The 25,815-nt window shown below is 72.4% G+C and carries 29 protein-coding genes; 17 read left to right on the top strand and 12 right to left on the bottom strand.

Annotated features, from left to right (window positions below; genetic code table 11):
* Window positions 1-37: 37 nt before the first annotated feature.
* On the top strand, window positions 38-940 hold the full coding sequence (locus IE275_RS26960) for a LysR family transcriptional regulator (protein ID WP_189714002.1): 903 nt from the start codon (window positions 38-40) through the stop codon (window positions 938-940).
* 62 nt (window positions 941-1,002) lie between these two features.
* Here the strand turns inward: IE275_RS26960 and IE275_RS26955 are convergent, their stop codons facing one another.
* Entirely contained in the window at window positions 1,003-1,470 is a 468-nt protein-coding gene (locus IE275_RS26955; RefSeq protein ID WP_189714001.1) for a pyridoxamine 5'-phosphate oxidase family protein, read from the bottom strand.
* Window positions 1,471-1,600: 130 nt separating this feature from the next.
* On the opposite strand from IE275_RS26955, the gene IE275_RS26950 reads away from it, so the two are divergent.
* Window positions 1,601-2,248, top strand: coding sequence for a cysteine hydrolase family protein (locus IE275_RS26950; RefSeq protein ID WP_189714000.1), 648 nt, complete (start codon window positions 1,601-1,603; stop codon window positions 2,246-2,248).
* Here IE275_RS26950 and IE275_RS26945 read toward each other — a convergent pair.
* Window positions 2,235-2,747: a Rieske (2Fe-2S) protein gene (locus IE275_RS26945; protein WP_189713999.1), complete on the bottom strand. Its 513-nt coding sequence runs from the start codon at window positions 2,745-2,747 to the stop codon at window positions 2,235-2,237. The genes IE275_RS26950 and IE275_RS26945 overlap by 14 nt on opposite strands.
* Before the next feature lie 186 nt (window positions 2,748-2,933).
* Between IE275_RS26945 and IE275_RS26940 the strand changes: the two genes are divergently transcribed.
* From IE275_RS26940 to IE275_RS26910, 7 genes are all read left to right on the top strand, one after another.
* Window positions 2,934-3,689, top strand: coding sequence for a HipA family kinase (locus tag IE275_RS26940; protein ID WP_189713998.1), 756 nt, complete (start codon window positions 2,934-2,936; stop codon window positions 3,687-3,689).
* Window positions 3,686-4,102, top strand: a complete 417-nt coding sequence (locus IE275_RS26935; RefSeq protein ID WP_189713997.1) for a DUF3037 domain-containing protein — start codon at window positions 3,686-3,688, stop codon at window positions 4,100-4,102. The genes IE275_RS26940 and IE275_RS26935 overlap by 4 nt, the downstream gene beginning before the upstream one ends.
* A 123-nt stretch (window positions 4,103-4,225) precedes the next feature.
* On the top strand, window positions 4,226-4,987 hold the full coding sequence (fabG, locus tag IE275_RS26930; protein WP_189713996.1) for a 3-oxoacyl-ACP reductase FabG: 762 nt from the start codon (window positions 4,226-4,228) through the stop codon (window positions 4,985-4,987).
* A 39-nt stretch (window positions 4,988-5,026) separates the two neighbouring features.
* A complete protein-coding gene (locus IE275_RS26925) occupies window positions 5,027-5,788 on the top strand; it encodes an SDR family oxidoreductase (RefSeq protein WP_189713995.1) in 762 nt (253 codons plus the stop codon).
* Window positions 5,789-5,981: 193 nt separating this feature from the next.
* A complete protein-coding gene (locus IE275_RS26920) occupies window positions 5,982-7,571 on the top strand; it encodes an ABC transporter substrate-binding protein (RefSeq protein ID WP_189713994.1) in 1,590 nt (529 codons plus the stop codon).
* 78 nt (window positions 7,572-7,649) lie between these two features.
* On the top strand, window positions 7,650-8,333 hold the full coding sequence (ung, locus tag IE275_RS26915) for a uracil-DNA glycosylase (protein WP_189713993.1): 684 nt from the start codon (window positions 7,650-7,652) through the stop codon (window positions 8,331-8,333).
* A 301-nt stretch (window positions 8,334-8,634) separates the two neighbouring features.
* Complete coding sequence (locus tag IE275_RS26910) at window positions 8,635-9,204, top strand: hypothetical protein (protein WP_189713992.1); 570 nt, start codon at window positions 8,635-8,637, stop codon at window positions 9,202-9,204.
* Window positions 9,205-9,232: 28 nt separating this feature from the next.
* On the opposite strand, the gene IE275_RS26905 is transcribed toward IE275_RS26910, so the two are convergent.
* Window positions 9,233-9,730 (bottom strand): hypothetical protein, encoded by a 498-nt coding sequence (locus IE275_RS26905; protein WP_229870603.1) that lies wholly within the window; start codon window positions 9,728-9,730, stop codon window positions 9,233-9,235.
* Between the two features lie 152 nt (window positions 9,731-9,882).
* On the bottom strand, window positions 9,883-10,398 hold the full coding sequence (locus IE275_RS26900) for a DinB family protein (RefSeq protein ID WP_189713991.1): 516 nt from the start codon (window positions 10,396-10,398) through the stop codon (window positions 9,883-9,885).
* A gap of 229 nt (window positions 10,399-10,627) precedes the next feature.
* Between IE275_RS26900 and IE275_RS26895 the strand changes: the two genes are divergently transcribed.
* Complete coding sequence (locus IE275_RS26895) at window positions 10,628-11,539, top strand: Gfo/Idh/MocA family protein (RefSeq protein WP_189713990.1); 912 nt, start codon at window positions 10,628-10,630, stop codon at window positions 11,537-11,539.
* Here IE275_RS26895 and lnt read toward each other — a convergent pair.
* Together lnt and IE275_RS26885 are read right to left on the bottom strand one after the other, a co-directional pair.
* Window positions 11,457-13,034 (bottom strand): apolipoprotein N-acyltransferase, encoded by a 1,578-nt coding sequence (gene lnt, locus IE275_RS26890; RefSeq protein ID WP_189713989.1) that lies wholly within the window; start codon window positions 13,032-13,034, stop codon window positions 11,457-11,459. The genes IE275_RS26895 and lnt overlap by 83 nt on opposite strands.
* 74 nt (window positions 13,035-13,108) lie before the next feature.
* On the bottom strand, window positions 13,109-13,576 hold the full coding sequence (locus IE275_RS26885) for a nuclear transport factor 2 family protein (RefSeq protein WP_189713988.1): 468 nt from the start codon (window positions 13,574-13,576) through the stop codon (window positions 13,109-13,111).
* A gap of 348 nt (window positions 13,577-13,924) precedes the next feature.
* Between IE275_RS26885 and IE275_RS26880 the strand changes: the two genes are divergently transcribed.
* Complete coding sequence (locus tag IE275_RS26880; RefSeq protein ID WP_189713987.1) at window positions 13,925-15,253, top strand: vanadium-dependent haloperoxidase; 1,329 nt, start codon at window positions 13,925-13,927, stop codon at window positions 15,251-15,253.
* 94 nt (window positions 15,254-15,347) lie between these two features.
* Here IE275_RS26880 and IE275_RS26875 read toward each other — a convergent pair whose 3' ends face one another.
* Window positions 15,348-15,971, bottom strand: coding sequence for a DUF4291 domain-containing protein (locus IE275_RS26875; RefSeq protein ID WP_189713986.1), 624 nt, complete (start codon window positions 15,969-15,971; stop codon window positions 15,348-15,350).
* A 71-nt stretch (window positions 15,972-16,042) separates the two neighbouring features.
* Complete coding sequence (locus IE275_RS26870) at window positions 16,043-16,699, bottom strand: hypothetical protein (RefSeq protein ID WP_189713985.1); 657 nt, start codon at window positions 16,697-16,699, stop codon at window positions 16,043-16,045.
* On the opposite strand from IE275_RS26870, the gene IE275_RS26865 reads away from it, so the two are divergent.
* The gene (locus tag IE275_RS26865) at window positions 16,685-17,065 is read left to right on the top strand and encodes a hypothetical protein (RefSeq protein ID WP_189713984.1); all 381 of its coding nucleotides are present in this window, start codon (window positions 16,685-16,687) and stop codon (window positions 17,063-17,065) included. The two genes, IE275_RS26870 and IE275_RS26865, sit on opposite strands and share 15 nt — an antisense overlap.
* Window positions 17,066-17,099: 34 nt before the next feature.
* Here the strand turns inward: IE275_RS26865 and IE275_RS26860 are convergent, their stop codons facing one another.
* Window positions 17,100-17,897, bottom strand: a complete 798-nt coding sequence (locus IE275_RS26860; RefSeq protein WP_189713983.1) for a carbon-nitrogen family hydrolase — start codon at window positions 17,895-17,897, stop codon at window positions 17,100-17,102.
* Between the two features lie 256 nt (window positions 17,898-18,153).
* Between IE275_RS26860 and IE275_RS26855 the strand changes: the two genes are divergently transcribed.
* Window positions 18,154-19,332 (top strand): AI-2E family transporter, encoded by a 1,179-nt coding sequence (locus IE275_RS26855; RefSeq protein ID WP_189713982.1) that lies wholly within the window; start codon window positions 18,154-18,156, stop codon window positions 19,330-19,332.
* Window positions 19,333-19,796: 464 nt separating this feature from the next.
* Here IE275_RS26855 and IE275_RS26850 read toward each other — a convergent pair whose 3' ends face one another.
* The 3 genes from IE275_RS26850 to IE275_RS26840 all read right to left on the bottom strand — a co-directional run bounded on the left by IE275_RS26850 (window position 19,797) and on the right by IE275_RS26840 (window position 21,589).
* Window positions 19,797-19,976 (bottom strand): hypothetical protein, encoded by a 180-nt coding sequence (locus tag IE275_RS26850; RefSeq protein ID WP_189713981.1) that lies wholly within the window; start codon window positions 19,974-19,976, stop codon window positions 19,797-19,799.
* 205 nt (window positions 19,977-20,181) lie between these two features.
* Complete coding sequence (locus IE275_RS26845; protein WP_189713980.1) at window positions 20,182-20,697, bottom strand: DUF1877 family protein; 516 nt, start codon at window positions 20,695-20,697, stop codon at window positions 20,182-20,184.
* Window positions 20,698-20,710: 13 nt separating this feature from the next.
* Window positions 20,711-21,589, bottom strand: a complete 879-nt coding sequence (locus IE275_RS26840) for an undecaprenyl-diphosphate phosphatase (protein WP_189713979.1) — start codon at window positions 21,587-21,589, stop codon at window positions 20,711-20,713.
* Window positions 21,590-21,912: 323 nt separating this feature from the next.
* Here IE275_RS26840 and IE275_RS26835 point away from each other — a divergent pair, with 323 nt between their 5' ends.
* From IE275_RS26835 to IE275_RS26820, 4 genes are all read left to right on the top strand, one after another.
* Window positions 21,913-23,079 carry a Gfo/Idh/MocA family protein gene (locus IE275_RS26835; protein WP_189713978.1) on the top strand — a complete coding sequence of 389 codons (1,167 nt, stop codon included), beginning with the start codon at window positions 21,913-21,915 and terminating at the stop codon, window positions 23,077-23,079.
* Complete coding sequence (locus IE275_RS26830; protein WP_189713977.1) at window positions 23,076-24,005, top strand: DUF6807 domain-containing protein; 930 nt, start codon at window positions 23,076-23,078, stop codon at window positions 24,003-24,005. Before IE275_RS26835 ends, IE275_RS26830 begins: the two co-directional genes overlap by 4 nt.
* The gene (locus tag IE275_RS26825; protein WP_189713976.1) at window positions 23,999-24,721 is read left to right on the top strand and encodes a cupin domain-containing protein; all 723 of its coding nucleotides are present in this window, start codon (window positions 23,999-24,001) and stop codon (window positions 24,719-24,721) included. Before IE275_RS26830 ends, IE275_RS26825 begins: the two co-directional genes overlap by 7 nt.
* Before the next feature lie 98 nt (window positions 24,722-24,819).
* The gene (locus tag IE275_RS26820) at window positions 24,820-25,608 is read left to right on the top strand and encodes an alpha/beta fold hydrolase (RefSeq protein WP_189713975.1); all 789 of its coding nucleotides are present in this window, start codon (window positions 24,820-24,822) and stop codon (window positions 25,606-25,608) included.
* Window positions 25,609-25,815: the final 207 nt, after the last annotated feature.

Raw genomic sequence — 25,815 nt, 5'->3', positions numbered from 1 at the left:
CGAGAATTTCCATGGGATACCTCGTAGCATTGCTTACATGTTGAACCTGGAGCGCCTGCGCACCCTCGATGCCCTCGCCCGGCACGGCTCGGTCAGCGGGGCCGCCGTGGGGCTGCACATCACCACGTCGGCGGTCTCCCAGCAGATGGCCAAGCTGGAGCGGGAGGTCGGGCAGCAACTGCTGGCCCGGCACGGGCGCGGGGTGCGGCTGACGGACGCGGGGCGGCTGCTCGCCCAGCACGCGTCCCGGATCCTGTCCCAGGTCGAGCTGGCCCAGTCCGATCTGGAGGCCCAGCGCGGGCAGGTGGTGGGGGAGCTGAGGCTGTCGGCGTTCCCGACGGCGGCGCGCGGCCTGTTCCCCGCCGCGCTCGCCGCGCTGCGCAAGGACCACCCCGGGCTGCGGCTGCGCTCGTGCGAGCTGGAGCCGGAGCGCGGCATCGCCGGGGTCGTCCGCGGCGACCTGGACCTGGCGGTCGTCCTCGACTGGTACAACAAGCCGATGCCCGTGCCCGACGGCCTGGTCAAGGCGCCCGTCCTCGACGATCCCGCCGAGGTGGCGATGCCGGCCGGGCACCGACTCGCGGGCCGGGACGAGGTGGACCTGGGGGAGTTCGCCGAGGACGAGTGGATCACCTGGGGCGAGGGCGAGTTCTGCCACGAGTGGCTGATGTTCACGCTGCGCTCGCGCGGCATCGAACCGATCGTCGGTCACCGGGCCGCCGAGACGCACACCCAACTGGGTCTGGTCGCCGCCGGGCTGGGGGTCTGCATCGCGCCCCTGCTGGGCCGGCACCCGGTGCCGGAGGGGGTCGTGACGGTCCCGCTCCGGCAGCGGGTGCGCCGGCACGTCTACGTCGTGTGGCGGGCGGACGCCGACCGCCGTCCGTCGATCCGGGCGGCGGTCGAGGCGCTGAAGTCGGCGGCCGACGGCCTGGGCTGACTCCGGTCGGGGTCTCCCGGTCGCCGGCGGGTACGGGCCGGGGCCGGCGGTGCGGTCCGGGGCTACTGGTCGCCGAGCTTGCGGAAGTCCCAGGAGACGATCTTCTCGGGGCGCAGCCGCACCCAGGCGTGCCGTCCGTCGTGCGGCATGGCGTCCAGGCCGAAGTTCTTGCGGGCGAACAGCGTTTCCACGGCGTCGAGTTCGGCGCACAGCTCCCCGGTGCGCGGGGCCTCGCCCACGAACTCCACGGCGCCGGACAGCTCGACACCCCGCAGCGAGTCGTACTCCTCGCCCGTGTCGACCACGATCGCGACCCGCGGATCGCGCAGCAGCTGCGTCCAGCGCTTGCTGCGGACGACCGAGTACAGCCAGAGCGCGCTGCCGTCCCACAGGTACCACAGGGCGCTCACGTGCGGGGCGCCCTCGGCGGACACGGTGGCCACCCGGCAGGTGCGCTGGGTGGTGAGGAACGAGTCCAGCTCGCCAGGCGTCATCATGATCTTCCGGCCCCGGCGCTGCGTGACGGTCATCCGGCCCCCTCTTCATTGTTCTTCGGTACTGCTTTTCTGACGTCCCGTCAGAAAAGGATGGGACTTCTTCCTTCTCGGCGCAATGGCGGTTAGTGTCACCGCCCGGTCCGCACCGACACCAGGGGGATCCGTGCCGTCGTCCGAAGAGCTGAGTGCCCTCCTCGAACCCGCCGCCACCGTCCTGATCACGGTGGAGTGCCAGCAGGGCGTCGTCGGACCGAACGCCGCCCTGCCTCAACTGGCCCACGAGGCAAGGGAGTCGGGGGCCCTCGCCAATGTGGCCAGACTGGTCGCCGCCGCGCACGCGGCCGGGATCCAGGTGATCCACGCCGTCGCCGAACGCCGCCCCGACGGCCGGGGCGCGAACCGCAACGCGCGCCTCTTCCGCGCCGCCGCGCGCCTCCCCGTCCAGCAGCTCACCGGCACCCCCGCGGTCCGCGTGGCGCCCCCGATCGAGGTCGCCGAGCAGGACCTCGTCGTACGCCGGCTGCACGGCCTGTCGCCGATCCAGGGCACCGACGTCGACGCGCTGCTGCGCAACCTCGGCTGCCGCACACTCGTCGTCGCCGGGGTCTCCGCCAACGTGGCGATCCCCAACACCGTCTTCGACGCGGTCAACCGCGGCTACGCGGCCGTCGTGCCGTCGGACGCCATCGCGGGGGTGCCCGCCGACTACACCCCCGCGATGATCCGTCACACCCTCGCGTTGGTCGCCACGGTCGCGACCACGGACGAGGTGCTGACGTGCCTTCGGCCGCCCGGCGTCAGGCCAGCGTGATCGAGTCGCCGCTGACGGTGATCTTCACCTCGGGCAGCGACTTCGTGGCCGGACCGCTCTTCACGCTGCCGTCCTCGATCGAGAAGTTGCTCTGGTGACAGGGGCAGTTGATGACCCCGTCCGCGACGCTCTTCACCCCGCAGCCCGCGTGGGTGCACACGGCCGAGAACGCCTTGTACGTGCCCGCGGTCGGCTGGACGACGACCACCTTCTCGGCATCGAAGACCTTGCCGCCGCCCTCGGGGATGTCGGCGGTGCTGGCGAGCGCGGCCCCGGCCGCGGCGTTGTCCCCGCCGCCCGTGCCGCCGCTGCTCGCGGATTCGGTGCCGCCGGTCGAGCCGGTGCCGCCCGAGGAACCGCCGGACGACGCCGACGCGTCGGAGCTGTCGTCGGAGCCTCCGCACGCGGTCAGCGCGACGGCGAGTCCCGCGACTCCGGCGGCCGTCACGACGGTACGACGGGCGGGTCCCGACGAGGGTTCGATCGATGCGCTGGTCATGCTGAGGTTCCCTTCCAGGGGGGCTGGATCTGTCAAGTGGTACGGGCCGTGGGCGCCGCTCGTTCAGCGGCGACGCCAAGTCCGGACAGTGTCGAGATATTGACCGGTTCGAGGTCGGGCCCGCGTAAGCCAGAGCTGTCGCCGAGCTGTCGACGCCGGCCCGCCCGGCGCCAGTAACCTGGGGCGATGCTCAAGGAAGTCACCGCCACCCGCTTCATCACGCCCCTGCGGGAGGGCGGCTCACTGCCGGGGCTCGTCGAGGCCGACGATCTCGGGACCTACGTCCTCAAGTTCACCGGCGCGGGGCAGGGCCGCAAGACCCTCGTCGCCGAGGTCGTCTGCGGTGAACTCGCCCGCCGGCTGGGCCTGCGGATGCCCCGTCTTGTGACCGTCGCCCTCGACCCGGTACTGGGGCTCGGCGAACCCGAACAGCAGGTCCAGGACCTGTTGCGGGCGAGCGGGGGCACCAACCTCGGGATGGACTTCCTCTCCGGCGCCCTCGGCTTCGACCCGCTCGCCTTCGCGGTGAGCCCCGAGGAGGCCGGCCGGATCGTCTGGTTCGACGCGCTGGTGAACAACGTCGACCGCTCCTGGCGCAACCCCAACCTGCTGGTGCACGGCGGCGACCTGTGGCTCATCGACCACGGCGCCACCATGATCTGGCAGCACAACTGGCCCACCGCGCCGACCTCCGCGGCCCGCCCCTACGACGCCTCCGACCACGCCCTCGCGCCCTTCGCGCCCGACGTCGCGGCGGCCGCCGCGCAGCTGGCCCCGCTGGTCACCGCCGAACTGCTCGCCGAGGTCACCGCCGAGATCCCCGACGTCTGGCTCAGGGACGAACCCGGCTTCGACACCCCGGACGCGCTGCGGCGCGCCTACGCGGCCCCCCTCCTCGCCCGCGCCGCCGACATCCACGCACGCATCAAGGGGACCAAGTGAACGAGCGTCACATCATCCGCGCGAGCGAGGTCAACGAACGGGACGTCTTCGAGTACGCCGTGCTGCGCGTCGTGCCGCGCGTCGAACGCGGTGAGTGCATCAACGCGGGCGTCCTCGTGTACTGCCGCGCCCAGGCCTACGTCGGTGCCCGCACCCACCTCGACGAGGCGCGGCTGCTGGCGCTGGACCCGCGGGCGGACGTGGCCGGGGTGCGGGCCGCGCTGCGGGCCGTCGAGGGTGTCTGCGGCGGCGGCGCGGCGGCCGGTCAGGCGGCGGGGGACGACCCGGGGCGGCGCTTTCGCTGGCTGGTCGCGCCCCGCTCCACGGTGGTGCAGCCGGGGCCGGTGCACACCGGGCTCACCACCGATCCGGCGGCCGAGACCGAGCGGTTGCTGGACCTGCTGGTCAGGTAATGGATCACACCGGCGCCGTGTGGCGTTGACACCGGGTGCCAGGGCTTCTAGCGTCACGGGGCGAAGGTACTAAGCGGTCGCTCACCAGATCACCGGTTCTCTCAAGGGCGAGGAGACACATCAATGTCCACCACTGAACAGCGGGTCGCGGTCGTCACCGGCGGGGCGCGGGGCATCGGCGCCGCCACCGCCGTACGGCTGGCCGCCGAGGGCCGCGCGGTCGCCGTGATCGACCTCGACGAGGCCGCCTGCAAGGACACCGTGGAGAAGATCACCGCGGCCGGCGGCCGGGCGATCGCGGTCGGCGCCGACGTCTCCGACGAGGCCCAGGTCGAGGCGGCGATCGCGCGCGTCGTCGAGGAGCTGGGCGCGCCGACCATCCTCGTCAACAACGCGGGCGTGCTCCGCGACAACCTGCTGTTCAAGATGAGCGTCGCCGACTGGGACACCGTGCTGGGCGTGCACCTGCGCGGCTCGTTCCTCATGAGCAAGGCCATCCAGAAGCACATGGTCGACGCGGGCTTCGGCCGGATCGTCAACCTGTCGTCGTCCTCGGCGCTCGGCAACCGCGGCCAGGCCAACTACTCCGCAGCCAAGGCCGGACTCCAGGGCTTCACCAAGACCCTCGCCATCGAGCTGGGCAAGTTCGGCATCACCGCCAACGCCGTCGCCCCCGGCTTCATCGCCACCGACATGACCGCCACCACCGCCGCCCGGGTCGGCATGGGCTTCGAGGAGTTCAAGGCCGCGGCCGCCACCCAGATCCCCGTGGCCCGCGTCGGCGAGCCCGAGGACATCGCCAACGCGATCGCCTTCTTCACCGACGAGGCCGCCGGCTTCGTCTCCGGCCAGGTGCTGTACGTCGCCGGCGGACCGCTCGACTAGCAGGCCGGGACAGGCCCTACGACCACTGGGATCACGAACATGACTGAACTGCCCGCACTCTCCGGCAAGGTCGCCCTCGTCACCGGCGCCAGCCGGGGCATCGGCTACGGCGTCGCCGAGGCGCTGGTCGCCCGCGGTGACCGCGTCTGCATCACCGGCCGGGGCGAGGACGCCCTCAAGGAGGCCGTCGAGCAGCTCGGCGCCGACCGGGTCATCGGCGTCGCCGGCAAGGCGCACGACCCCGAGCACCAGGCCGCGGCCGTCGCCCGCACGATGGAGGCCTTCGGCCGCGTCGACTACCTGGTCAACAACGCCGGTACGAACCCCGTGTTCGGGCCGATCGCCGACCTCGACCTGGACGTGGCCCGCAAGGTCTTCGAGACCAACGTGGTCTCCGCCCTCGGCTTCGCCCAGCGGACCTGGCACGCCTGGCAGAAGGACAACGGCGGCGCGATCGTCAACATCGCCTCCGTCGCCGGCCTGTCGGCCTCGCCGTTCATCGGCGCGTACGGCGTCAGCAAGGCCGCGATGATCAACCTGACCCAGCAGCTGGCGCACGAGTTCGCCCCGAAGGTGCGGGTCAACGCGATCGCCCCGGCCGTGGTGAAGACCAAGTTCGCCCAGGCCCTGTACGAGGGTCGGGAGGAGGAGGCGGCCGCCGCCTACCCGCTGGCCCGGCTCGGCGTTCCCGCCGACATCGGCGGCACCGCCGCGTTCCTCACCTCCGAGCAGTCGGACTGGATCACCGGCCAGACGCTCGTCGTCGACGGCGGCATCTTCCTCAACGCGGGCGTCGGCTGACCGGCACCGTCGTCTCACTCCGCGGGCGCCGCTTCCTGGACGGAAGCGGCGCCCGTGTCTGCGTAAATCGGGCACTCCCGGCATGACAACGTCGTCACCGCGAAGGTGATCAAAAACGTGTACCGGGCACGGGTTCAGGTCCCCGAGTGCTGCGGTATGGTCTGCCAACCCTTGGCATGGCTTATCGAGGAGCGTGCGCGTGTTCAACCGGAACCGATCCTTGCATCACATAGCGGCGATCGTGTCCATATCCCTGGTGAGCGGATGCGGTCTTCTCGGCGACGAGGGCTCCGACGAGGCGGGACCGATCGTCGTGGGCACCACCAGCGCCCCCAGTACGTTGGACCCCGCGGCGGCCTGGGACGGCTCCTGGGAGCTGTTCCGCAACATCTACCAGACGCTGCTGTCCTACCCGAACGGCGCGACCACGCCCCAGCCGGACGCCGCCGAGAGCTGCAAGTTCACCGACGGCTCCAGCCGCGTCTACCGCTGCGAACTGCGCGAGGGCCTGAAGTTCTCCAACGGCGACCCGATCGACGCCAAGGCGGTCAAGTACTCGATCGACCGGATCAAGAAGATCAACGCCGAGACCGGCCCCGCAGGACTGCTCGGCAGCCTGGACAGCGTCGCGACGTCCGGCGACCGTGAAGTGACGTTCAAGCTCAACAAGTCCGACGCCACCTTCCCGTTCGTCCTCGCCACCCCCGGCATGTCCCTCGTCGACCCCGACGACTACCCCGCGGACGCCCTGCGCAAGGACTCCGGCATCGTCGGCTCCGGACCGTACCGGCTGGAGTCGTACGACGAGGGCAAGCAGGCCGTCCTCGCCCGCAACGGCAACTACGAGGGCTTCGCCGACCGCAAGAACGACGCGGTGACCATCCGCTACTTCCAGGACTCCGGCGAGATGCTCAAGGCCCTGCGCGCCGGCGACATCGACATCACCTACCAGGGACTCGCGGCCGACGACATCGTCGCGCTGGAGACCAAGGGCGGCGAGAACGAGGGCATCCAGCTCGTCGAGGGCGCCGGCAGCAACATCAACTACCTGGTGTTCAACCCCAAGGATCCCTGGTCCGACAAGCTCGCGGTCCGCCGGGCCGTCGCCCAGGTCGTCGACCGGGACGCGATCGCGCACAAGGTCTACAAGGACACCGTCGACCCGCTGTACTCCATGGTCCCGACGGGCCTGACCGGCCACACCACCGGCTTCTTCGACGACTTCGGCGACCCGGACCCCGCCAAGGCCCGCAAGATCCTCACCAACGCCGGCATCACCGGGACCGTCCCGCTCACCCTCTGGTACACCACCGACCGCTACGGCTCCGACACCGCCCTGGAGTTCAAGGAGCTGAAGCGCCAGCTCGAGGGCTCCGGCCTGTTCGAGGTCACCCTGAAGAGCCGCCCGTGGAACACCTACGTGGTCGGCTACCAGAAGGGCGAGTACCCGGTCTTCGGCCGCGGCTGGGCCCCGGACTTCCCGGACGCCGACAACTTCATCGCCCCCTTCGTCGGCGAGCAGAACGCGCTCGGCACGCCCTACCCGGTGAAGGAGATCACCGATGTGCTGCTGCCGCGCTCCCGCGAGGAGAGCGACCGCGCCAACGTGGTGAAGGACTTCGAGGACGCCCAGCAGATCCTGGTCGACGAGGCACGGCTGCTGCCGCTGTGGCAGGGCAAGCAGTACCTCGCCGTCGACGAGGACCTCTCCGGCGCGGAGCGGTCGCTCGACCCGTCGACGATCATGATGGTGTGGGAACTGTCCCGCAAGACCAGCTGGTAGCCACTCGGCACCCCCGTTGTCAGTGGTCGCCTGTAGGTTCTGTGCTCGGTAAGTGACCGCACGACGGAGGACGTTGACGTGACCGACATCGCCATGCTGCCCGAGACCTGGCGCGGGGTCCTGGGCGACGAGCTGGAGCAGCCCTACTTCAAGGAGCTGACCGAGTTCGTCGAGGAGGAGCGAGCGAAGGGCCCCGTCTACCCTCCGCGCGAAGAGGTGTTCGCCGCCCTGGAGGCGACGCCGTACGACCAGGTCAAGGTGCTCGTCCTCGGCCAGGACCCGTACCACGGCGAGGGCCAGGGCCACGGCCTGTGCTTCTCCGTGCGCCCCGGGGTGAAGATCCCGCCGTCGCTGCGGAACATCTACAAGGAGATGCACGAGGAGCTGGGCACGCCCGTCCCGGACAACGGCTATCTGATGCCGTGGGCCCGGCAGGGCGTGCTGCTGCTCAACGCGGTCCTCACGGTCCGCTCGGGCGAGGCGAACTCGCACAAGGGCAAGGGCTGGGAGAAGTTCACGGACGCGGTGATCCGCGCCGTGGCCGACCGGCCCGACCCGGCGGTCTTCGTCCTGTGGGGCAACTACGCGCAGAAGAAGCTCCCGCTGATCGACGAGAGCCGGCACATCGTGGTGAAGGGGGCCCACCCCTCGCCGCTGTCGGCGAAGAAGTTCTTCGGCTCCCGCCCGTTCACCCAGATCGACGCGGCGGTGGCGCAGCAGGGCCACGACGCGATCGACTGGACGATCCCGAACCTGGCCTGACGACTGCCGCCGGGCCGGTCGCTCCGCGCACCGGCCCGGTGCCGCCTGACCCGGATTGCCGGTGGCTGCCGATAGCGTCGTCCCGAGGACGCGGCGTCGTCCGGACACGGCCTGGGCCGTGTCCGCAAAGTCCCGTCCGGCTCGCGACGCCCGGCACGCTCGCTCGCCGCGTTGTCGGGATCACCCGCGTACACCCAGTACGCGGGCGACCCTCCGTCTTGCGATCGCACGCACCGGACGCCGCGAGCCCTGCCCTGCGGGCAGACGACGCCACTTTGCGGACACGACCTAGGAGGACGCGGTGGCGGAGCGACAAGGACAGCGGGCGCCGGACGCCCTGCTGACGCGGATCGGCCAGGTCGTGATGCTGCACCACGGAGGAGACCGCGAGGAGGCCCGTCGGCGTCTCCTCGATCTGTGGGCGGAGGTCGGCGAGGACGGCGACCCGCTGCACCGCTGCACCCTCGCCCACTACCTCGCCGACACCCAGGACGACCCCTTCGACGAACTGGCCTGGGACCTGCGGGCGCTCACGGCGGCGGAGGAGCACGAGGGGTCCCTGGCGGCCCGCGCCCTGTACCCCTCGCTGCATCTGAACCTGGCCGCGGACTACGTGAAGCTCGGACGTTCGGGGGCGGCCCGCACCCATGTCCGCAGGGCCCGCAGGGCGGCCGTCGCGCTGGGCGACGACAGCTACGGGGACGGGGTGCGGGCGGCGATCAGCCGGATGGAGCTGCGGCTGGGGGAGGACGGCCCGGGAGCCGGCTCGGGTTCCGGATCCGGTTCTGGCTACGGCTACGGCCCCGGCACCGACTCCGGTTACGACCCCGGCGAGGACGACTGGGGGCCGCCGGCGCGCGGCGCGTTCTGACGCCCGTCGGCCCGCGCGGCCCTTCGCCCTACCGCCCGTACGCCCGGTCGCAGATCGTCGCCTCCGGGCTGTCACCCTGCCAGCCGCCGTACTTCCTGCCGAGAGCACACACATCGGCGTCGCGGCGGACCTCCTCCTCCACATCCGGGATCTCGGCGTACGGCGCCGTGTGCCGTCGCGCGTCCGGATGCGCGGGCCGGGGGTGCGGGTGGGACGGACGGGGGCGCGGGGCGGACGACGGCGGGCGCTCGGCGGGTGCCGCCGCAGGGGCTTGCCGCCGCCGGGGCGCGGGCGCCGGCCGCTCCGGCTTCCGGGACGGTCCCACCATCTCCAGCGCCTCACGGGCCGGCGCCTGCACGACCTGCGTCCCGGACCGCCCGTCCGGCCGGGGCACCGACACCTGGGACGGCACGGCGGCGGCCGGAGCGGGCAGGGCCGGGCGCTGGACGGTCACGCATCCGGCGAGGGCCGAGACGGCCACGGTGACCAGGAGCGTTGCGGTAGTCGTCGTCGTTCGCTGCACCAGCGCAACTCTGGTGGTTCCGGCCACCGGAGCAACAGCGGACGAGCGGAGGTTGCCCCACACGGGTGATCTCGTGCCCCGTAGGGAGGGAGCCCGCTCGCCGGGGCTGACGTCGGGCCGGTCTCAGTCCTGGGGCGGGGAGGTTCGGGCCGGTCTCAGTCCCCGGTCGAGCCGTCGACGCGCTCGCGGATCAGGTCGGCGTGCCCGTTGTGCCGGGCGTACTCCTCGATCATGTGGGTGTAGATCCAGCGCAGGTTGAACGGCTCGTCGGTGAACCTGCTCCTGCCCCGGGAGAGTTCGTCCAGCGCGAAGCCGGCCGCGTTGTGCCGGGCGGCCTCGATCTCGGCCTGCCAGGTGGCGTGCGCCTCCTCCCAGGTGTCCTTCTCGGTGAGATGGAACTCGCCGTCGGGGTCCTCGTCGCTGAAGTAGATCGGGCCCGGGTCGTCGGCCATGAGCACCTTGCGGAACCAGCCGCGCTCCACCTCCGCCATGTGCCGCACCAGACCCATCAGGGACAGTTCCGAAGGGGGCACCGAGGCGGTGCGGAGCTGGGCGTCGCTCAGACCCTCGCACTTCAGGGCCAGGGTCCGCCGGTGGTAGTCCAGCCAGCCCTCCAGCATGGTGCGTTCGTCGGCGTTCTGGGCGGGCTCGCTGCGCTGCGTCTTCGTCATCCCCGCATCGTCGCCCGAGCGGCCTGCGGGGACCACGGGTTTTCCGGCACGCGGGGACCACGGGTTTCCGGTGCTTCGGCGACGGAGGGCGCGAGGCCTGCGCGGCGGCGGCCGGCCCCACGCTGTTCCCGCACCGCACCGCACCGCTTCGACGAGATCGCCGGCCGGTCCCCGCCACCGCCCCCGTATGCTGCCGTGGAGGCACGCGGTACCAGGTGAGGGAGCGCCCGTGAAGGTCGGCTGTATCGGACTCGGAGACATCGCGCAGAAGGCGTACCTGCCGGTGCTGGGCGCGCAGCCCGGCATCGAACTGCACCTCCAGACCCGGACACCGGCCACTCTCGACCGGGTCGCCGACACCCTGCGGGTCCCCGCCGGGCAGCGCCACCGGGACCTCGACGCGCTGCTCGCCGCCGGCCTGGACGCGGCCTTCGTGCACGCCCCCACCGGCGCCCACCCGGAGATCGTCGGCCGGCTCCTCGAGGCGGGCGTCCCCACCTACGTCGACAAGCCGCTGGCCTACGAACTGTCCGACTCCGAGCGGCTGGTGGCGCTCGCCGAGGAACGCGGAGTGAGCCTCGCCGTCGGCTTCAACCGGCGTTTCGCACCCGGCTACGCGCAGTGCGCCGACCATCCGCGCGAGCTGATCCTGATGCAGAAGAACCGCGTCGGGCTGCCCGAGGAACCGCGCACGATGATCCTCGACGACTTCATCCACGTCGTCGACACCCTCCGCTTCCTCGCGCCCGGCCCGGTCGACGACGTCACCGTGCGCGCCCGCGTCGAGGACGGGCTGCTGCACCACGTGGTCCTCCAGCTCTCCGGGGACGGTTTCACGGCGCTCGGCGTGATGAACCGGCTCAGCGGGTCCAACGAGGAGATCCTCGAAGTGTCCGGGCAGGACACCAAACGCCAGGTCGTCAACCTCGCCGAGGTCATCGACCACAAGGGCCAGCCGACGGTGCGGCGGCGCGGCGACTGGGTGCCGGTGGCCCGCCAGCGTGGCATCGAACAGGCCGTCGGGTCCTTCCTCGACGCCGTACGTGCGGGAAAGCCGCTCAGCGCCCGGGACGCGCTGGCGACCCATGAGCTGTGCGAGCGGGTGGTACGTGCGGTGCGGGAGCGTTCCGGCGCGGCCTGACCGCCCGGGCCCCCTCCGTGAGCCCCAGCGCGGCCAGCACCAGCAGCGCCAGATGGACCGGCCAGTCGCCGAAGCGGACGTACGGGGTGGTGCCGTCGGCGAGCGGGACGTCGTACACGCTCGTGGTGCTCGCGTCCGTGCCCAGCCAGGAGCCGATCCGGTGGCCGCCCGGACCGTAGACGGCGGAGACACCGGTGAGCGTGGCGTGGACGAACGGCCGCCCGGTCTCCGCGGCGCGCAGCGCGGCCAGCGAGGCGTGCTGCTCGGGCGCCCAGCTGTCCTGGAACGTGGACGTCGACGACTCGGCGACCAGGACGTCCGCGCCGTCGTCCGTCAGATGCCGGCTCATGTCCGGGAACGCCGTCTCGAAACACACCATCGGCCCGATCCGCAGCCCCGGACCCGCGTCCATCACGACCTGCCCGGTGCCCCGCCGCCGGTCCTCGCCGGCCGCCTTGCCGACGGAGGTCGCCCAGCCGAGGAGCGAGCGGGCCGGTATGTACTCCCCGAAGGGGACCAGCCGCATCTTGTCGTACCGGGCGCCGGTCGGTCCGTCCGGTCCGACCAGGATCGAGCTCTTGTAGATGCCGGGCCGGTCGGAGCGGCGGGCGTCGACGTTCACCAGGATGTCGGCGCCGGTCGCACGGGACAGCGCCGCGAGCCGGTCGGCCAGATCGGGCCGGTCGGAGAGATCGTGGCCCACGCTGCTCTCGCCCCAGACGATCAGGTCGACGTCCTGCCCGATCAGCCGGCGGGTCAGCTGCTCCTCGCGGTCGAAACGCTGCTCCGGCCCCTCGATCACACCCGGCTGGACGACGGCGATCCTGACCCGCCCGTCGACGTCGGGGCGTGGCGCCCACACCCAGGCGGCCGAGGCGGTGGCGGCGGTGGCCACGAGCCCGGCGACGGCCGGCACCCGGGACGCCGGCACCGCGACGAGCACGGCCAGCGCGACATTGACCGCCACCACCAGGAAGCTCAGCAGCCACACCCCGCCCACCGAGGCCAGCCTCAGCGCCGGTTCCACCTGCCACTGGCTCGCCCCGAGCATGCCCCACGGCCCGCCGAGCCCCTGCCAGGAACGGACCAGCTCGACGGCCAGCCAGGCCGACGGCAGGACCAGCAGCGCGGCGAGGATCCGGCCGCGCGCGGGCACACCGTCGGCCACCGTGCCGAGGAAGCGGCGCACCAGCCACGCCCACGGCGCCCACAGGGCACCCAGCAGCGCGGCGATGACCAGCGTGAACACATGCAGGCTCGGCAGCAGCCAGTGGTGCATCGCGAGCATGAAGCCGATGCCGCCGCTCCAGCCGTCGTACGCCGCCCGCCGCGCCGTCGGCGCCGAGCGGACCAGCAGGATCCACGGGACGAGCGCGACGTACGCCCACCACCACAGCGCCGGCGCGGGGAAGGCGAGCACGGGCAGCGCGCCCGCCAGGGCCGCGACGGCCGAACGCCGCCAGGGGGAGGTGAACCAGTCGCCGAACCTCTTCACACGGCACCTCCCTGCCCCACCCGTCGCCTCCAGTGTGCGCGCCCGCGACGATCTACGACAGGGCGCCTTTCGGCTCAGCCGGACATCCGGCGCCACTTCTCCTCGACCACCACCTCGCTCAGCCGCCAGCCGTCGTACGTCCGCAGCAGACCGAACGCGTAGCGGCCGCCGCAGACGAAGTCCGGCGCGGTCGCGGAGGAGCCGTCGGCGTGCCCGGCCAGCCGCATCGGATTGACGTAGTCGGCCTGCACCCGGGCCGTGTCGCCCGTGTCCTGCTCCAGATCCCCGAAACGGATTCTGCGGTTGACGATGAGATGCTGCCGCATCGAGAACAGCCGCAGATTCTCCGCGAGCCAGGCGGCGACGCTCCCCGCGTCGCCCTCGATCCCTCCGGCCGACCGGTAGTCCGCCCGCCCGTCCGGGGCGAACAGGTCCCGGTACGCCGTCCAGTCCCCGTCGTCCACCGCCACGGCGTAGTCGGTGATCAGTCCGTCGACGGCCAGCCGGTCCATCACGGTGGCGAGCTCCACACGCTGCGTCATGGGCCGAGTGTTGGGCATCACGGCCGCCGAGCCAAGGGCCATGCGGTGATATTCGGTAGCCCAGGGGGCACCCGGTTCCTGGGGAGCAGTCGGGTCGCTGATTCCCGTTCACCCCCGCTGACGAGTGCGCGGATCTCGCCGGCGAGCGGGGTCACATCACCGAGGGGTAGCCGGCAGCGAGGCGTTCGAGGGCGCCCTGTACCTGCCCGATTCACGGCGAGTTGTCTTGCTCGCCCGGTGGGCTGTTGCTAAGCCTTGGGCACTCGATCCAGGGAGCACGCTGTGCATCAAGAGCCCCCTCGTCCCTTTCCTCCGCGTTCACGTGTCCGAGCGTTCATCTGCGCCTCCGTGGCCACCGCCCTCGTGACGCTCACCGCCGCGGCCGGTCCCCCCGACGCGGACACCCGGACCGCGGCGGACCCGGCGGCCGTGGTCCGCGAGTGGAACGCCATCGCCATCGACACGATCAAGACCAGCCTCGGCCCCCGCCCCTCCGGGCAGGTGGCGATCTGGGAGGGGTTCGTCTCCGTCGCCGTGTACAACGCCGTGGTGGGGATCGAAGGCGGCTACGCCCTGTACAAGTGGCGCGAGCGCGGTCCGGCCAAGGCATCCTCCGCGGCGGCCGCCGCCACTGCGGCCCACGACGTCCTGCTCACCTACTTCCCTGCGTTCAAGGAGGGGCTCGACACCGCCTACGCGGACTCGCTCGCCGCTCTTCCGCCCGGTCAGGCCAGAGACCGGGGCGTGGACTACGGAAGGCGCGCCGCCGCCCGCATCGTCGAACTCCGGGAAGGGGACGGCCGGTTCGCGGACGTTCCTTTCACCGCTTCCCCGGCACCGGGGGTCTGGCGGCCCACCCCGCCCGCGTTCCAGCCCTTCATCGACACCTGGCTCGCCAGGCTCCGCCCGCTCCTGCTCGCCTCCCCGCGGCAGTTCCGCCCCGGCGGACCGCCCGCCCTCTCCTCGACCGCCTACGCCGAGGATGTGCAGGAGCTGAAGGCCATGGGCGCGAAGACCGGCTCGGGCAGGAGCGCGCAGCAGACCGAGACCGCCCTCTTCTTCAGCGGCAACCTGGTCGCACAGGTCCAGACAGCCGTACGAGACCACGCCGCCCGGCACCGGCTCGGGATCGCCGACACGGCCCGGCTGTTCGCCGCGGTGAACGCGTCGGCGACCGACGCCGTCGTCACCGCGTGGGACGCCAAGCTCCAGTACGGCTCCTGGCGGCCGATCACCGCCATCCGCCTCGCCGACACCGACGGCAACCCCGCGACGACGGCAGACCCGGCCTGGGAGCCGCTGCTCCTCACCCCGCCACACCCGGACCACATCGCCGGCCACACGACCGTCGCCGCTGCCGTGGCACGCGCCCTGACCGGCGTCCTCGGCACCTCGCGCATCGACCTCCACCTCTCCTCCGAGGTCACCGGCACCACGCGGTACTACGAGTCCGCCGACGACCTCAACCGGGATGTCGTCGACGCCCGCGTGTGGGGCGGCGTCCACTCCCGCACGGCGGACGTGGCCGGCTGCCGGGCCGGCACCCACGTGGCCGCCTGGGCACTGGACCACTACTTCCAGCCCGTCGGCCAGGACGGCACCCAGCCGTCCCCGCCGACACGAACGGCTCGGCGGGACACGCTCGCCGAGCCGAAGTGCGGCGCCGACACCGACTGAACCGCAGAGCCGGGGACCCGGCGTCGGGCCGGGTTCTCTTGGCCGCCCCTGAGGCGGCCCGTCCCGGCGGGCATGTGCTGCCGTGCGACCCGCCTCAACCGACGGCCGGTCGCCCGGCCTGCTCGCCCGGACGCAGGTGATCCAGGAGTTCGGCCGCGACAGGGTAGGGACGTTCCTGGGGGAGCAGTCGAGCCGCCGAGCCGAGGTCGCCGCCGCTGACGAGTGCGTGGATCTCGTGGGCGAGCGGGGTCACGTCGCGGATGCCGACCGTCCACTCGTCCGCGTAGCGTCGTGCGGCCTCGCCGGAGAGGCCGAGTTGCAGGGACCGGTACGGCACGGGTCGCAGGTGCAGGTCCCGTTCCGGATCCCACTGCACCCGGGCGGGCGAGCGCTTCAACTGACGCTGCCAGGTGGCGCGGTCGGGGTGGACCCCCCGCGCGTAGCCCGACAGACAGGCGTGGCGCAGCGCCCAGTCGAAGCCGTCGCGAGTGATCTCGACGGCAAGGACGGTCTCCTGCCCCTCCTTCGAGCCCCAGCCGCAGCGGTACATCATCCACAGGAAACTGGGCTTGATCCACGTCATGCGGTCCCGCTTCCACGCGGCGGGGAAACGGCCGTCGCGGATGGCGGGCAGTCCGATTTCAGGGGAGTACGCCTGGTAGACGGTGATCGTGGATGCCGTGTGGCGCGCGCGGATCCTGTGGTGCGGTTCTTCCATGGCTTACAGCGTGGTGTCGGCGAGGTCAGGAGACCACCGATTTTCGATGCCCCCAGGCGTGAGGTCCGTACTCACGACGTCGTACCTCGGCCGTCAGCCTCGGATCCCTTGAGGTAGGTCAGTCGGGCTCGGTCGCGCTCAGTCGTCAGGTCGAGTGCGGTCACGGGATCGCGGGTCCACACGGGTGAGCCGTCGATCCAGGGGACCAGCACGGTGCGGGGACGCAGCAGGCCGCGGACGTCCGCGACGCCCGCCGACGGGAGGCGTCGGGCCTGCCGCTTCTTGGCGAGCCGCAGAAGCATGGGCGGCGCCTGGTCCGGATCGCCGTCGGCCGGGTACAGCACCATGTAGGCCTCGCCCCCGTCCGGTTCGCGCAGCAGCAGCCAGCGCATCGGGCGTACCTGCTCGCTGTCGGCCACGCCGGCGACGCCGCGGGCGAGTCTGCTCTCCATCGCGACGGCCACCAGGCCGCCGACCGAGCACACGAGGAAGAAGTATCCGTGTGTGACTCCGCCGAAGATGTGCAGCACGCCAGCGAATCCGGCGAGCGCGGTGAACACGGTCCAGGCGGCGATCTGGGGAAGACCGAAAGCCGCGAGCAGGTCGCGGTTGCGCCACCAGGCCAATCGGCCCCGGCCGTCGACCACGGGCGCCGGGGTCCGTGGCCGTACCGGCTCGGCCGTGGAGCGCACGGCGGCCGCGAGGAGGGCCGCATGGGTGAGTTCCACGGCAGCCAGGGGCGCTTGCCGGGAACGTCGGACGGCGATCCGGCGACGACGTTCCCGCCTCGACCCGGGATCCAGCCTGCGTATCAGACCGATCCAGGCCGCGGTGCCCATCAGCAGGCCGCCGAAAAAGGTCATGACCCAGGCGAACGCACCGGCCTCGGTGCCATCGTCGAACCCCTCGAAGCAGCCCACCGCCACACCTGGGACCGCGAGAGGCCGACGACGCCGACGCGCGGCAACCACTTCTCGGGCGCGGCGCCCGGACCTATGGGGGGAACGTCCCAGCGATCGGTCATGCATCTCCTCATCGCCCGCATGGCACATCAGACACATGAGTGCGTCGGACGGTTGCGCAGTCCGGCATGAGGGTGGTGGGCGGGTGTGGCCGGACGGAGTCGATTCACCGGTGTTCGGGGGCCGCGATGGCGAGGACTCGGTCGCGCAGCACGGGGAGGTCGGTGCGGATTCGGGTGACTTCGGCCATGTCGAGATCCACCGTCACCGTCTCCTGTGCGGTGCCGGCCGCGCCCAGGACGGTTCCCCAGGGGTCGACGACCATGCTGTGTCCGCCCTGCTCCATGCCGCCGTGGGTGCCTACCGCGCAGCAGGCCAGGAGGAAGACCTGCTCCTCCAGGGCCCTCGTACGGGTGAGGAGCTGCCAGTGGCTGAGGCGGGCCGCGGGCCATGCGGCAGGCACCACGATCAGCTCCGCGCCCGCGTCGAGCAGGCCCCGGAAGAGTTCGGGGAAGCGGAGGTCGTAGCAGATGGCGAGGCCGATCACCCCGAAGTCGGTGGGCACGGTGACGATGTCGTCGCCGCCGCCCATCATGGTCGCCTCACCGGTGTCGAAGCCGTACCGATGGATCTTGCGATAGCTGCCGCGCAGCTCGCCCTCCCGGTCGAAGAGGAGAGCGGTGTTGTACCGCGTCCCGTCCTCGTCCCGCTCGACGATCGATCCGGCGTGCAGCCACGCCCCGGCCCGACGGGCGGCGGCGGACATGACCTCGGCGGTGGGGCCGTCGACCCCTTCGGCGTCGTGGCCCCAGCGGTCGTACGCCCAGGCGCCGGCCGTCCACAGTTCCGGCAGGACCACGAGATCGTCGCCCGCCCGGCCGCGGACCAGCGAGGCGGCCCTGTGGCGGCGCTCGTCGGCGGACTCCGACGAGTCCACGGACAGCTGTAACAGCGAGGCACGCATGGCTGTCACCTCCGCGACCGCTTCGCACGGTCCAGGGGAACCTGTTCCCTTCGAGCGTAGGCGACACCCTGCGCATCGCGCGTCCCGAGGCATGAGGACCGTCTCGACGGCGGCGACCTGCCCACGGTCAGGTGCTCGCCGGTGAACTCGACCGGGCGAACGGGCTGTTGCCCGTGGGGTGCTCGTGTCCGGCGGCCGAGGAGACGGTGGCCCGCCTGCAACGATAGGACGTCTGGCCGAATATAGGGTGGGCCGCATGTCTGCCCAGCTGAGTTCCACGAGAACCCGTGCCGCGCTGCGCGCGTCGGCGCGTGTCTCCATCGACGTGCTGCTGATTCTCGTGATGCTCGCCGTGGCGCTGTGGGCACTCGGCCGGATGTGGTCCGTCGTGTGGCCGCTCGTCGTCGCCCTGTTCCTCACCACGCTGACCTGGCCCCTGACCCGTACCCTGCGCCGGTGGGGGTGGCGTCCCGCGCCGGCCGCGTCGGTCGTGACCCTGTTGTTCCTCCTGGTCGTCGGCGGCATTCTGGCGCTGATCGCGGTGCCCGTGGCCTCCCAGTCGGGGGAACTCACCGACGGGGTGGTGGCCGGTATCCAGCGGCTGCGCGGGTGGGCCTCGGGGCCGCCGCTGAACATCGGTGACGACCAGATCGCCGGGGCTTTCGACAGCGCGGTCGACAGGGTGCAGAGCAGCGTCGGCAGCATGGTCTCCGCGGTCGCCACGGGCGTGGGCACCGTGGTCAACGGTGTGGTCACCGCGGTGCTGGCGGTCTTCCTGATGTTCTTCTTCCTCAAGGACGGCCCGCGGTTCCTGCCGTGGCTCACCCGGCAGCTGCCCGGCCGCCTCGCCGTCGACGTCCCGATCGTGGCCGAGCGCGGCTGGAACACGCTGGGCGCGTTCGTGCGCTCCCAGGCGCTCGTCGGGCTGCTCGACGCCGTCTTCATCGGCATCGGTCTGTGGGTCCTGGGGATCCCGTTGGTGCTGCCGTTGGCCGTGCTGACCTTCGTTTCCGCGTTCGTGCCGATCGTGGGCGCGCTGTTCGCGGGCTTCGTGGCGGTTCTCATCGCGCTGGTGTCGAACGGGCCCACGGACGCGCTGATCGTGCTGGGGATCATCGTCGTGGTGCAGCAGCTGGAGGGCAATGTGTTCCAGCCGATGATCCAGAGCCGTGGTCTCGGTCTGCATGCGGCGGTGATCCTGCTGGCGGTCACCCTGGGCGGCAGCCTGGCGGGCATCGTGGGCAGCCTGCTCGCCGTACCGATCGCCGCGATCGTCGCCGTGGTCTGGAACTACGTCCGCGAACAGCTCACCGATCCGTCGGCGGAGCCCGGGGAGCCCGCGGCGACTGCGGCGACCGTGGGGCCCGACGGGGTTGCGGACCGGGAGGGTCCCGAGGCCGACGACTCGCTGGCCGGGGTCGCCGTACCGTCGTAGCGGGCGGCGCGGGGAGGGCGGACCGCAGGACCGCAGGACCGCAAGGACCCCAGGACCGCAAGGACCCCAGGACCGCAGGCCGCGGAAGCGGCCGCCGACCCGCCCTTCGAGCCGTTGGAGAAGGCCGACGAAGTCCTCGCCCCGGAAGACGAGCGTGTCGACCGCGCGCGGGCGCCGGTGGCTGTCGCCGGCGGCCAGGGCGCGCGCCCGGTCGTGCAGGGCCGGGACGTGCTCCGCCAGGGAGGGCAGGGGGCGCCAGTACTGGCGCCTGCCGCGGGGGCTCTGAGAGCGGCGGGCCAGGCCTCGCGCCGCTGTCTCGGCCGTGGTGCGCGGCGTGTGCGGCGGGTGCGGCATGTGCCGGGTGCGCTCCGCGGGACCTGGAGGCCTGTCTCGCCGAAGCCCACGGACTCGACATACGGACCCGACATGAGGCCGGGCCCCGGCCTCATGTCGCGGCTGTGGCCTCAGGCCGCCGCCACGACCTCGCCGCGGATCGCCTCGGCCCACTCGACCACCAACAGCTCGTATTCGACCCGCTCCGTGGCCGACAGCGAGCCGCCCGCGCGCAGCCAGAGGGCCCGGATCCGCTCGTTTAACTCGGCTGCGGACCGCGCGGAACCAGGGGCGTCAGAACTGGGGGACATGGGCCAAGCCTAGGGGCAAGCACTGACAGCGCGCTACCGGCCGGCTACGCAGACCGTATGGGCTTGGTCACGGCTGATCGATCAACCGGCCCGGGCCCGGTTCGGCCCGGCGTAGCCCCGGCCCGGCCCTCGCCGTGCCCGGCGATGCCTGGCCCCGGCCCGGCCCTCGCCGTGTCCGGCGATGCGGTGGCTGTCCGCCGGGACGTCAGTCGATCCAGACCACGACGCACAGCCCGCGCCGCGCCGCCTCGCGGTAGAACTCCCGCAGTGCGTGGAAGTGCCGGACGAGGTACTCCCGTACATCGCCGTCGAACCCCCGGAATCCGCAGGCCCGCGCCGCCTCGGCGGGAGAGGCGGGCAGGTCGGTGAGGAGGGTGTCGAGGTCGATGCCGTCCAGGGCCCGGGTCACCTCGCGCACGGACTGCGCCGTCAGCAGCCGGGGTGGATCTCCGAAGCCGTCGTACACCTCGTCGTGGTCGAGGAAGCCGACGTCCCCGCCCGGGTCGCCGTCGACGGCCCGCGCGATCGGGGCGGTCAGGCCCTCGGCGACGCCCGTGCGGCGGGCGTACCAGAGGAGGCCCCACACCCCCCAGTCCGTGTCGAGGAGGTCGGTGTCCGGGGGGTCCCAGCCCGGTGCGGCGCCCGGTGTGTCGAGCGCCGACTCGCGGCAGCGCTCCAGACAGGCCGGGGAGACGCGTGCCAGCTGCTGGGTGAGGGCCAACGCGGGCGGTGGGTCAGCCGGCCGACTCCGCCGCGTGCGGGCTGAGGACGCCCATGGCGACGAGGCCGATGATCACGATGCCGAGGACGACGCGGTAGTAGACGAACGGCATGAAGGACTTGGTGCTGATGTACTTCATGAACCAGGCGATGACGGCGTACCCGGAGCCGAACGCGATCACCGTCGCGAAGGCCGTCGGCCCCCAGTCCACGTGGCCGCCCTCCACCGCGTCCTTCAGCTCGAAGACGCCGGAGGCCAGGACGGCCGGGATGGCGAGGAGGAAGGAGTAGCGGGCCGCCGCCTCGCGCCGGTAGCCCATGAAGAGACCGCCGCTGATGGTGGCGCCGGAGCGGGAGACGCCCGGGATGAGGGCGCAGGCCTGGCAGAGGCCGAATATCAGGCCGTCCTTGACGCCGAGGTCCTCCAGCGCCTTGCGCTGCTTGGGCGCGCGGTGGCGCCCGCCCTTCTCGTCGCGGGCCGCCAGCCGGTCGGCGATGCCGATCACGATGCCGATCACGACGAGCATGGTCGCGGTGATCCGCAGATCGCGGAACGGGCCCTCGATCTGGTCCTTGAGCGTGACGCCCAGGACACCGATCGGGATCGAGCCGACGATCACCAGCCAGCCCATCTTGGCGTCCTGGTCCTTCTTGCGGACCGAACTGTCGAAGAGCGAGCGGGTCCACGCGGAGATGATCCGCCCGATGTCCTTGCGGAAGTAGATCAGCACCGCTGCCTCTGTGCCGATCTGGGTGATCGCCGTGAAGGCGGCCCCGGGGTCCTCCCAGCCCGAGAAGGCCGCGGTCAGCCGCAGATGCGCGCTGGAGGAGACGGGGAGGAACTCGGTCAGCCCCTGGACGAGTCCGAGGATGAGGGATTCAAACCAAGACATGAGGTTAAGGAGTCCAAGCGCCGATCGGAGAGTGCGGCGGAGGCGAACAGGCCGCCGCGCGTGTGATCAAGGGTGTGCAAAGGAAGGGTAGCGGTCCTGTGTGACAGCCTCGCCACAGGGGCTTCGCAGTCGGCGCCCCCGCAGGTGGGGGCGGTGGCCGCCGGGTCCACCCGCCGTGCCCCGATGGTTGACCGGCCAGGTCCGTGGCGCTTACTTTGCTGCCGAGGGGAAAGCGCTTGCTGCGAGCGTGGCTTCGGCGCTCGCCCCCCGTCTACCGCTCACCGGCCCATCGGCCGTCCGTCGGAGGAGTGCTGATCACGCCCATGTCCCCGTCCACTCCGCCGCCACCCCCGCTCGCCGGCCGCCGGATCCGGGCCGCCGTGATCGGCACCGGCGCCATCGGCCGAGGCTCCCACCTGCCCGCCCTTCAGCAGCTCGCGGCGGAGGGCGAGACCGAGGTCGTCGCGGCCGTCGACATCGATGCCAAGGCGGTCGAGACCTTCTGCGCGGAAGGCGGGGTTCCGCACGCCTACACCGATCTGGAGCGGATGCTCGCCGAGCAGCGCCCCGACCTGGTGACCATCTGCACGCCCCCGACCCTGCACCGCGAGCAGAGCGTGGCCGCGCTGCGGGCCGGCGCCTGGGTGTGGTGCGAGAAGCCCCCGGTGCCTACCCTCGCCGACTACGACGCCGTACAGGCGCAGGAGGGGGCGGAGAGCGGGCCGTACTCCTCGATCGTCTTCCAGCACCGGTTCGGCTCCGGGACCCGGCACGTGCGGCGGCTGCTCGCCGAGGGGGCCCTCGGCCGGCCGCTCGTCGCGCACTGCCAGACCACCTGGTACCGCGACACCGCGTACTACGCCGTGCCCTGGCGCGGCCGCTGGCGGACCGAGGGCGGCGGTCCCGCCATGGGCCACGGCATCCACCAGATGGACCTCCTGCTGGACCTGCTCGGACCGTGGAGCGAGGTGCGCGCCATGGCCGGCCGGCTCGTCCACGACGTCGAGACCGAGGACGTCTCCACCGCCCTGCTCCGCTTCGAGAACGGCACCATGGCGACGGTCGTCAACAGCGTCCTGAGCCCCGACGAGGTCAGCCGCATCCGCATCGACTGCGAGCGCGCCACCGTCGAGCTGACCCACCTCTACGGCCACTCCAACGCCGACTGGCGGATCACCCCGGCCCCGGACGCCACCGGCGACGAGGTGGCCGCCTGGCGGGACTTCGGACCGGACGTGCCCAGCTCGCACCTGGCCCAGCTGCGCGAGCTGGTCGCCTGCATGCGCGCCGGACAGCGGCCTCGCAGCAGCGGCGCGGACGGGCGCACCAGCCTGGAGCTGATCACCTCGCTCTACAAGTCCGCGTTCACGGACACCACGGTCGTGCGCGGGGAGATCGGCCCCGGCGACCCGTACTACACCGCCCTGCACGGCGGCGCCGCCGGCTGGGCGCCGGCCGGGGCCGCGACGCCCGCGGAGGTGTCCGCATGACCGGCGGCCTGCACCTTGTCCACGCCCACGGCGACCGGATCACGGTGACCGATCCGGCCACCGGCGTCGAGCTGCTCGCCTACGTCTACCGGCCGGAGGCGCCCTGGGAGGCGCCGCGGCCGTACATCCACCCGCTGCGCACCCTGCGGGGCGACCTGGTCACCGACTACCGGCCCAACGACCACCGCTGGCACAAGGGCCTGTCCCTGACCGCCTCCCATCTGTCGGGCGCCAACCTGTGGGGCGGCAACTCGTACGTCCACGGCGAGGGCTATCTCGCCCTTCCCGAACGGGTCGGCTCGATGGCGCACACCGGCTTCGACGAGGTGTCCGCCGACGGCGACCGGGTGGTGATCGCCCAGCGGCTCACCTGGCACCCGTACGGCGGCGAGCTGTGGGCCGAGGAGACGCGCCGGATCGAGGTGCACGACGTCGACCGGGGCGCCGGCTCCTGGGCACTGACCTGGACCAGTGCCGTCACCAACCGCCGCGAGGAGCCGCTGCGCTTCGGCAGTCCGACCACCGCCGGACGCGAGATGGCCGGCTACACCGGCCTGTTCTGGCGCGGCCCGCGTTCTTTCCGCGACGGCCGGATCATCGGCCCCGACGGCGAGGGCCCCGGCCTCATGGCCTCGCAGAGCCCCTGGCTCGCGCTGTCCGGCGAGCACGACGGCGCCGACGGCCATGCCACGGTCGTCGTCGCGCACGCCCCCGAGAACGACCACTCGGGTGCCGGCGGCGCCCATCCCGCGCACTGGTTCGTCCGCAACGAGCCCTTCGCGGGCATCGCCCCCTCCTGGGCGTTCTTCGACGAGCTGGAACTGGCGCCCGGCGACACCCTCACCCGCCGCTACCGCGTGGTCGTGGCCGACGGCGCCTGGGAGCGGGAGGAGATCGCCAAGTACCTTCAGACGCACCCGTGGTGAGCGTGTACGGCGGTCTGCCCGGCGGAGTCGCCGTCTCGCACCTGTGCGTGTACGACTGGCCGGCCGCCGACGGCCTGCGCGGCGGAACGCCCCATATGCACCTGGCCTGTTCGGAGGGGTACGTCGTCACGGGCGGCCGGGGCGCGGTGCAGACCCTGACCGCCTCCGGGTACGAGGTCACGCCGCTCACGCCCGGCACGGTCGCCTGGTTCACCCCGGGCACCGTCCACCGGCTGGTCGACGAGGACGGACTGCGGATCACCGTCCTGATGCAGAACAGCGGGCTCCCGGAGGCGGGCGACGCGGTTCTCACCCTGCCCCCGGAGCACCTGGCCGACCCGGAGACCTACGCCTCCGCGACCACGATCCCGGCCGACGCGCCGGAGGAGGAGCAGGCCCGGATCGCCCGCGCCCGCCGCGACCTCGCCCTGGAGGGCTACCGGGCGCTGCGCGGGTCCCCCGAGGGGCTGCCCGCCTTCCACCGCGCGGCCGCCGCGCTCGTACGGCCCCGGCTCGACGCGTGGCGTGAGCGCTGGCGGCACGGTGCGCTGGCGGCCGCGGAGGCCACGGGCGAGCAGCTCGACCGGCTGGCGGAGGGAGACGTCTCCCACCTCGCCGAGGCCGCCGTACGGGCCGAACGGCCTTCGCGGCGCGGGAAGTTCGGGATGTGCGGGCGGCTGGACGTGTACCGGGCGGCCCCGTGGCCCCCGGGGTGACGGCGCGCGCCGGTGCGCATCCCGGTGCGGGGCCCGCGGAGGGTCTGTTCCGGGGCCGTCGCCGCGACACGGGCGTCGCCGGTACTTAGCCTGGAGGTATGGCGACGGTGCGGATCGGCGGCGTCCGGGTGGCCTATGTGCGGGTCGGCCGCGGGGCTCCGCTCGTCCTCGTGCACGGGGCGGGCACCGACGGCCGGATGTGGCTGCCGCAACTCGAGGAACTGGCCGCCGAGTTCACGGTGGTGGCCTGGGACGAACCCGGCGCGGGGCGTTCCGCCGGCCTCCCTGCCGGGTTCGGGCTCGGCGACTTCGCGCGCTGCCTCGCCGGGGTGATCGAGGACCTCGGGCAGGGCCCGGCCCACGTCGCCGGACTGTCCTGGGGCGGGACGGTCGCGCTGGAGCTGTACCGCCACCGTCCGGAGCTGGTCAGGACGCTGATCCTGGCCGACACGTACGCGGGCTGGAAGGGGTCGCTGCCGCCCGAGGAGGTGGCGGCCCGGGTCGAGGGGGTCCGGCGGATGCTCGCGATGCCGAGGGAGGAGTTCGATCCGCTCCTGCCGGGGCTGTTCGCCGGGGAACCGCCGGCGGCGTACGTCCCGATGCTCGACGCGGCGGCCGGGGACGTCCGCCCGGAGACGATGGGCGCGGAGCTCTTCCTGATGGCCGAGGCCGACGAGCGGGACCTGCTGCCCCTGATCGAGGTGCCGACGCTGCTCGTCTGGGGCGAACTCGACGTGCGGTCACCCCTGGGCGTCGCCCACGCGTTCGAGGAGGCGATTCCGGGGGCCCGGCTCGTGGTGCTGCCGGGCGCGGGCCACATGAGCAACCTGGAGGCGCCGGAGGCCTTCGACCGGGCGGTACGGGAGTTCTGCCGGGCGCATGCCTGATGGCGTCCGCCGGTTTGGCGGTCCGCCGATTCGCTGGTCCGCCGGTCCGCCGGTCCGCCGATTCGCTGGTCCGTCGGTTTGCCGGTCCGCCGTCCGTCGGCCCGCCAACCTGCCGTCCGCCAACCTGTCGGCCCGCCGGCCTGCCGTTCGTCGGCCCGTCCGCTGGCCTGTCGTCCGCAGGCCTGCTGGCCCGTCGGTCCGTCGACC

Origin of the sequence: Streptomyces phaeofaciens (genome assembly GCF_014648915.1) — a bacterium.
Classification (GTDB): Bacteria; Actinomycetota; Actinomycetes; order Streptomycetales; family Streptomycetaceae; genus Streptomyces; species Streptomyces phaeofaciens.
This window is presented reverse-complemented; position numbering and strand designations above follow the sequence as displayed.

What these genes read in the sequence shown, in the direction of transcription:
- IE275_RS26960 (WP_189714002.1), top strand. Translation starts at nt 38, where the DNA reads ATGTTGAACCTGGAGCGCCTGCGCACCCTCGATGCCCTCGCCCGGCAC.
- IE275_RS26955 (WP_189714001.1), bottom strand. Translation starts at nt 1,470, where the DNA reads ATGACCGTCACGCAGCGCCGGGGCCGGAAGATCATGATGACGCCTGGC.
- IE275_RS26945 (WP_189713999.1), bottom strand. Translation starts at nt 2,747, where the DNA reads ATGACCAGCGCATCGATCGAACCCTCGTCGGGACCCGCCCGTCGTACC.
- IE275_RS26940 (WP_189713998.1), top strand. Translation starts at nt 2,934, where the DNA reads ATGCTCAAGGAAGTCACCGCCACCCGCTTCATCACGCCCCTGCGGGAG.
- fabG (WP_189713996.1), top strand. Translation starts at nt 4,226, where the DNA reads ATGTCCACCACTGAACAGCGGGTCGCGGTCGTCACCGGCGGGGCGCGG.
- IE275_RS26925 (WP_189713995.1), top strand. Translation starts at nt 5,027, where the DNA reads ATGACTGAACTGCCCGCACTCTCCGGCAAGGTCGCCCTCGTCACCGGC.
- IE275_RS26900 (WP_189713991.1), bottom strand. Translation starts at nt 10,398, where the DNA reads ATGACGAAGACGCAGCGCAGCGAGCCCGCCCAGAACGCCGACGAACGC.
- IE275_RS26885 (WP_189713988.1), bottom strand. Translation starts at nt 13,576, where the DNA reads ATGACGCAGCGTGTGGAGCTCGCCACCGTGATGGACCGGCTGGCCGTC.
- IE275_RS26875 (WP_189713986.1), bottom strand. Translation starts at nt 15,971, where the DNA reads ATGGAAGAACCGCACCACAGGATCCGCGCGCGCCACACGGCATCCACG.
- IE275_RS26865 (WP_189713984.1), top strand. Translation starts at nt 16,685, where the DNA reads ATGGGTGAGTTCCACGGCAGCCAGGGGCGCTTGCCGGGAACGTCGGAC.
- IE275_RS26860 (WP_189713983.1), bottom strand. Translation starts at nt 17,897, where the DNA reads ATGCGTGCCTCGCTGTTACAGCTGTCCGTGGACTCGTCGGAGTCCGCC.
- IE275_RS26855 (WP_189713982.1), top strand. Translation starts at nt 18,154, where the DNA reads ATGTCTGCCCAGCTGAGTTCCACGAGAACCCGTGCCGCGCTGCGCGCG.
- IE275_RS26850 (WP_189713981.1), bottom strand. Translation starts at nt 19,976, where the DNA reads ATGTCCCCCAGTTCTGACGCCCCTGGTTCCGCGCGGTCCGCAGCCGAG.
- IE275_RS26840 (WP_189713979.1), bottom strand. Translation starts at nt 21,589, where the DNA reads ATGTCTTGGTTTGAATCCCTCATCCTCGGACTCGTCCAGGGGCTGACC.
- IE275_RS26835 (WP_189713978.1), top strand. Translation starts at nt 21,913, where the DNA reads ATGTCCCCGTCCACTCCGCCGCCACCCCCGCTCGCCGGCCGCCGGATC.
- IE275_RS26830 (WP_189713977.1), top strand. Translation starts at nt 23,076, where the DNA reads ATGACCGGCGGCCTGCACCTTGTCCACGCCCACGGCGACCGGATCACG.
- IE275_RS26820 (WP_189713975.1), top strand. Translation starts at nt 24,820, where the DNA reads ATGGCGACGGTGCGGATCGGCGGCGTCCGGGTGGCCTATGTGCGGGTC.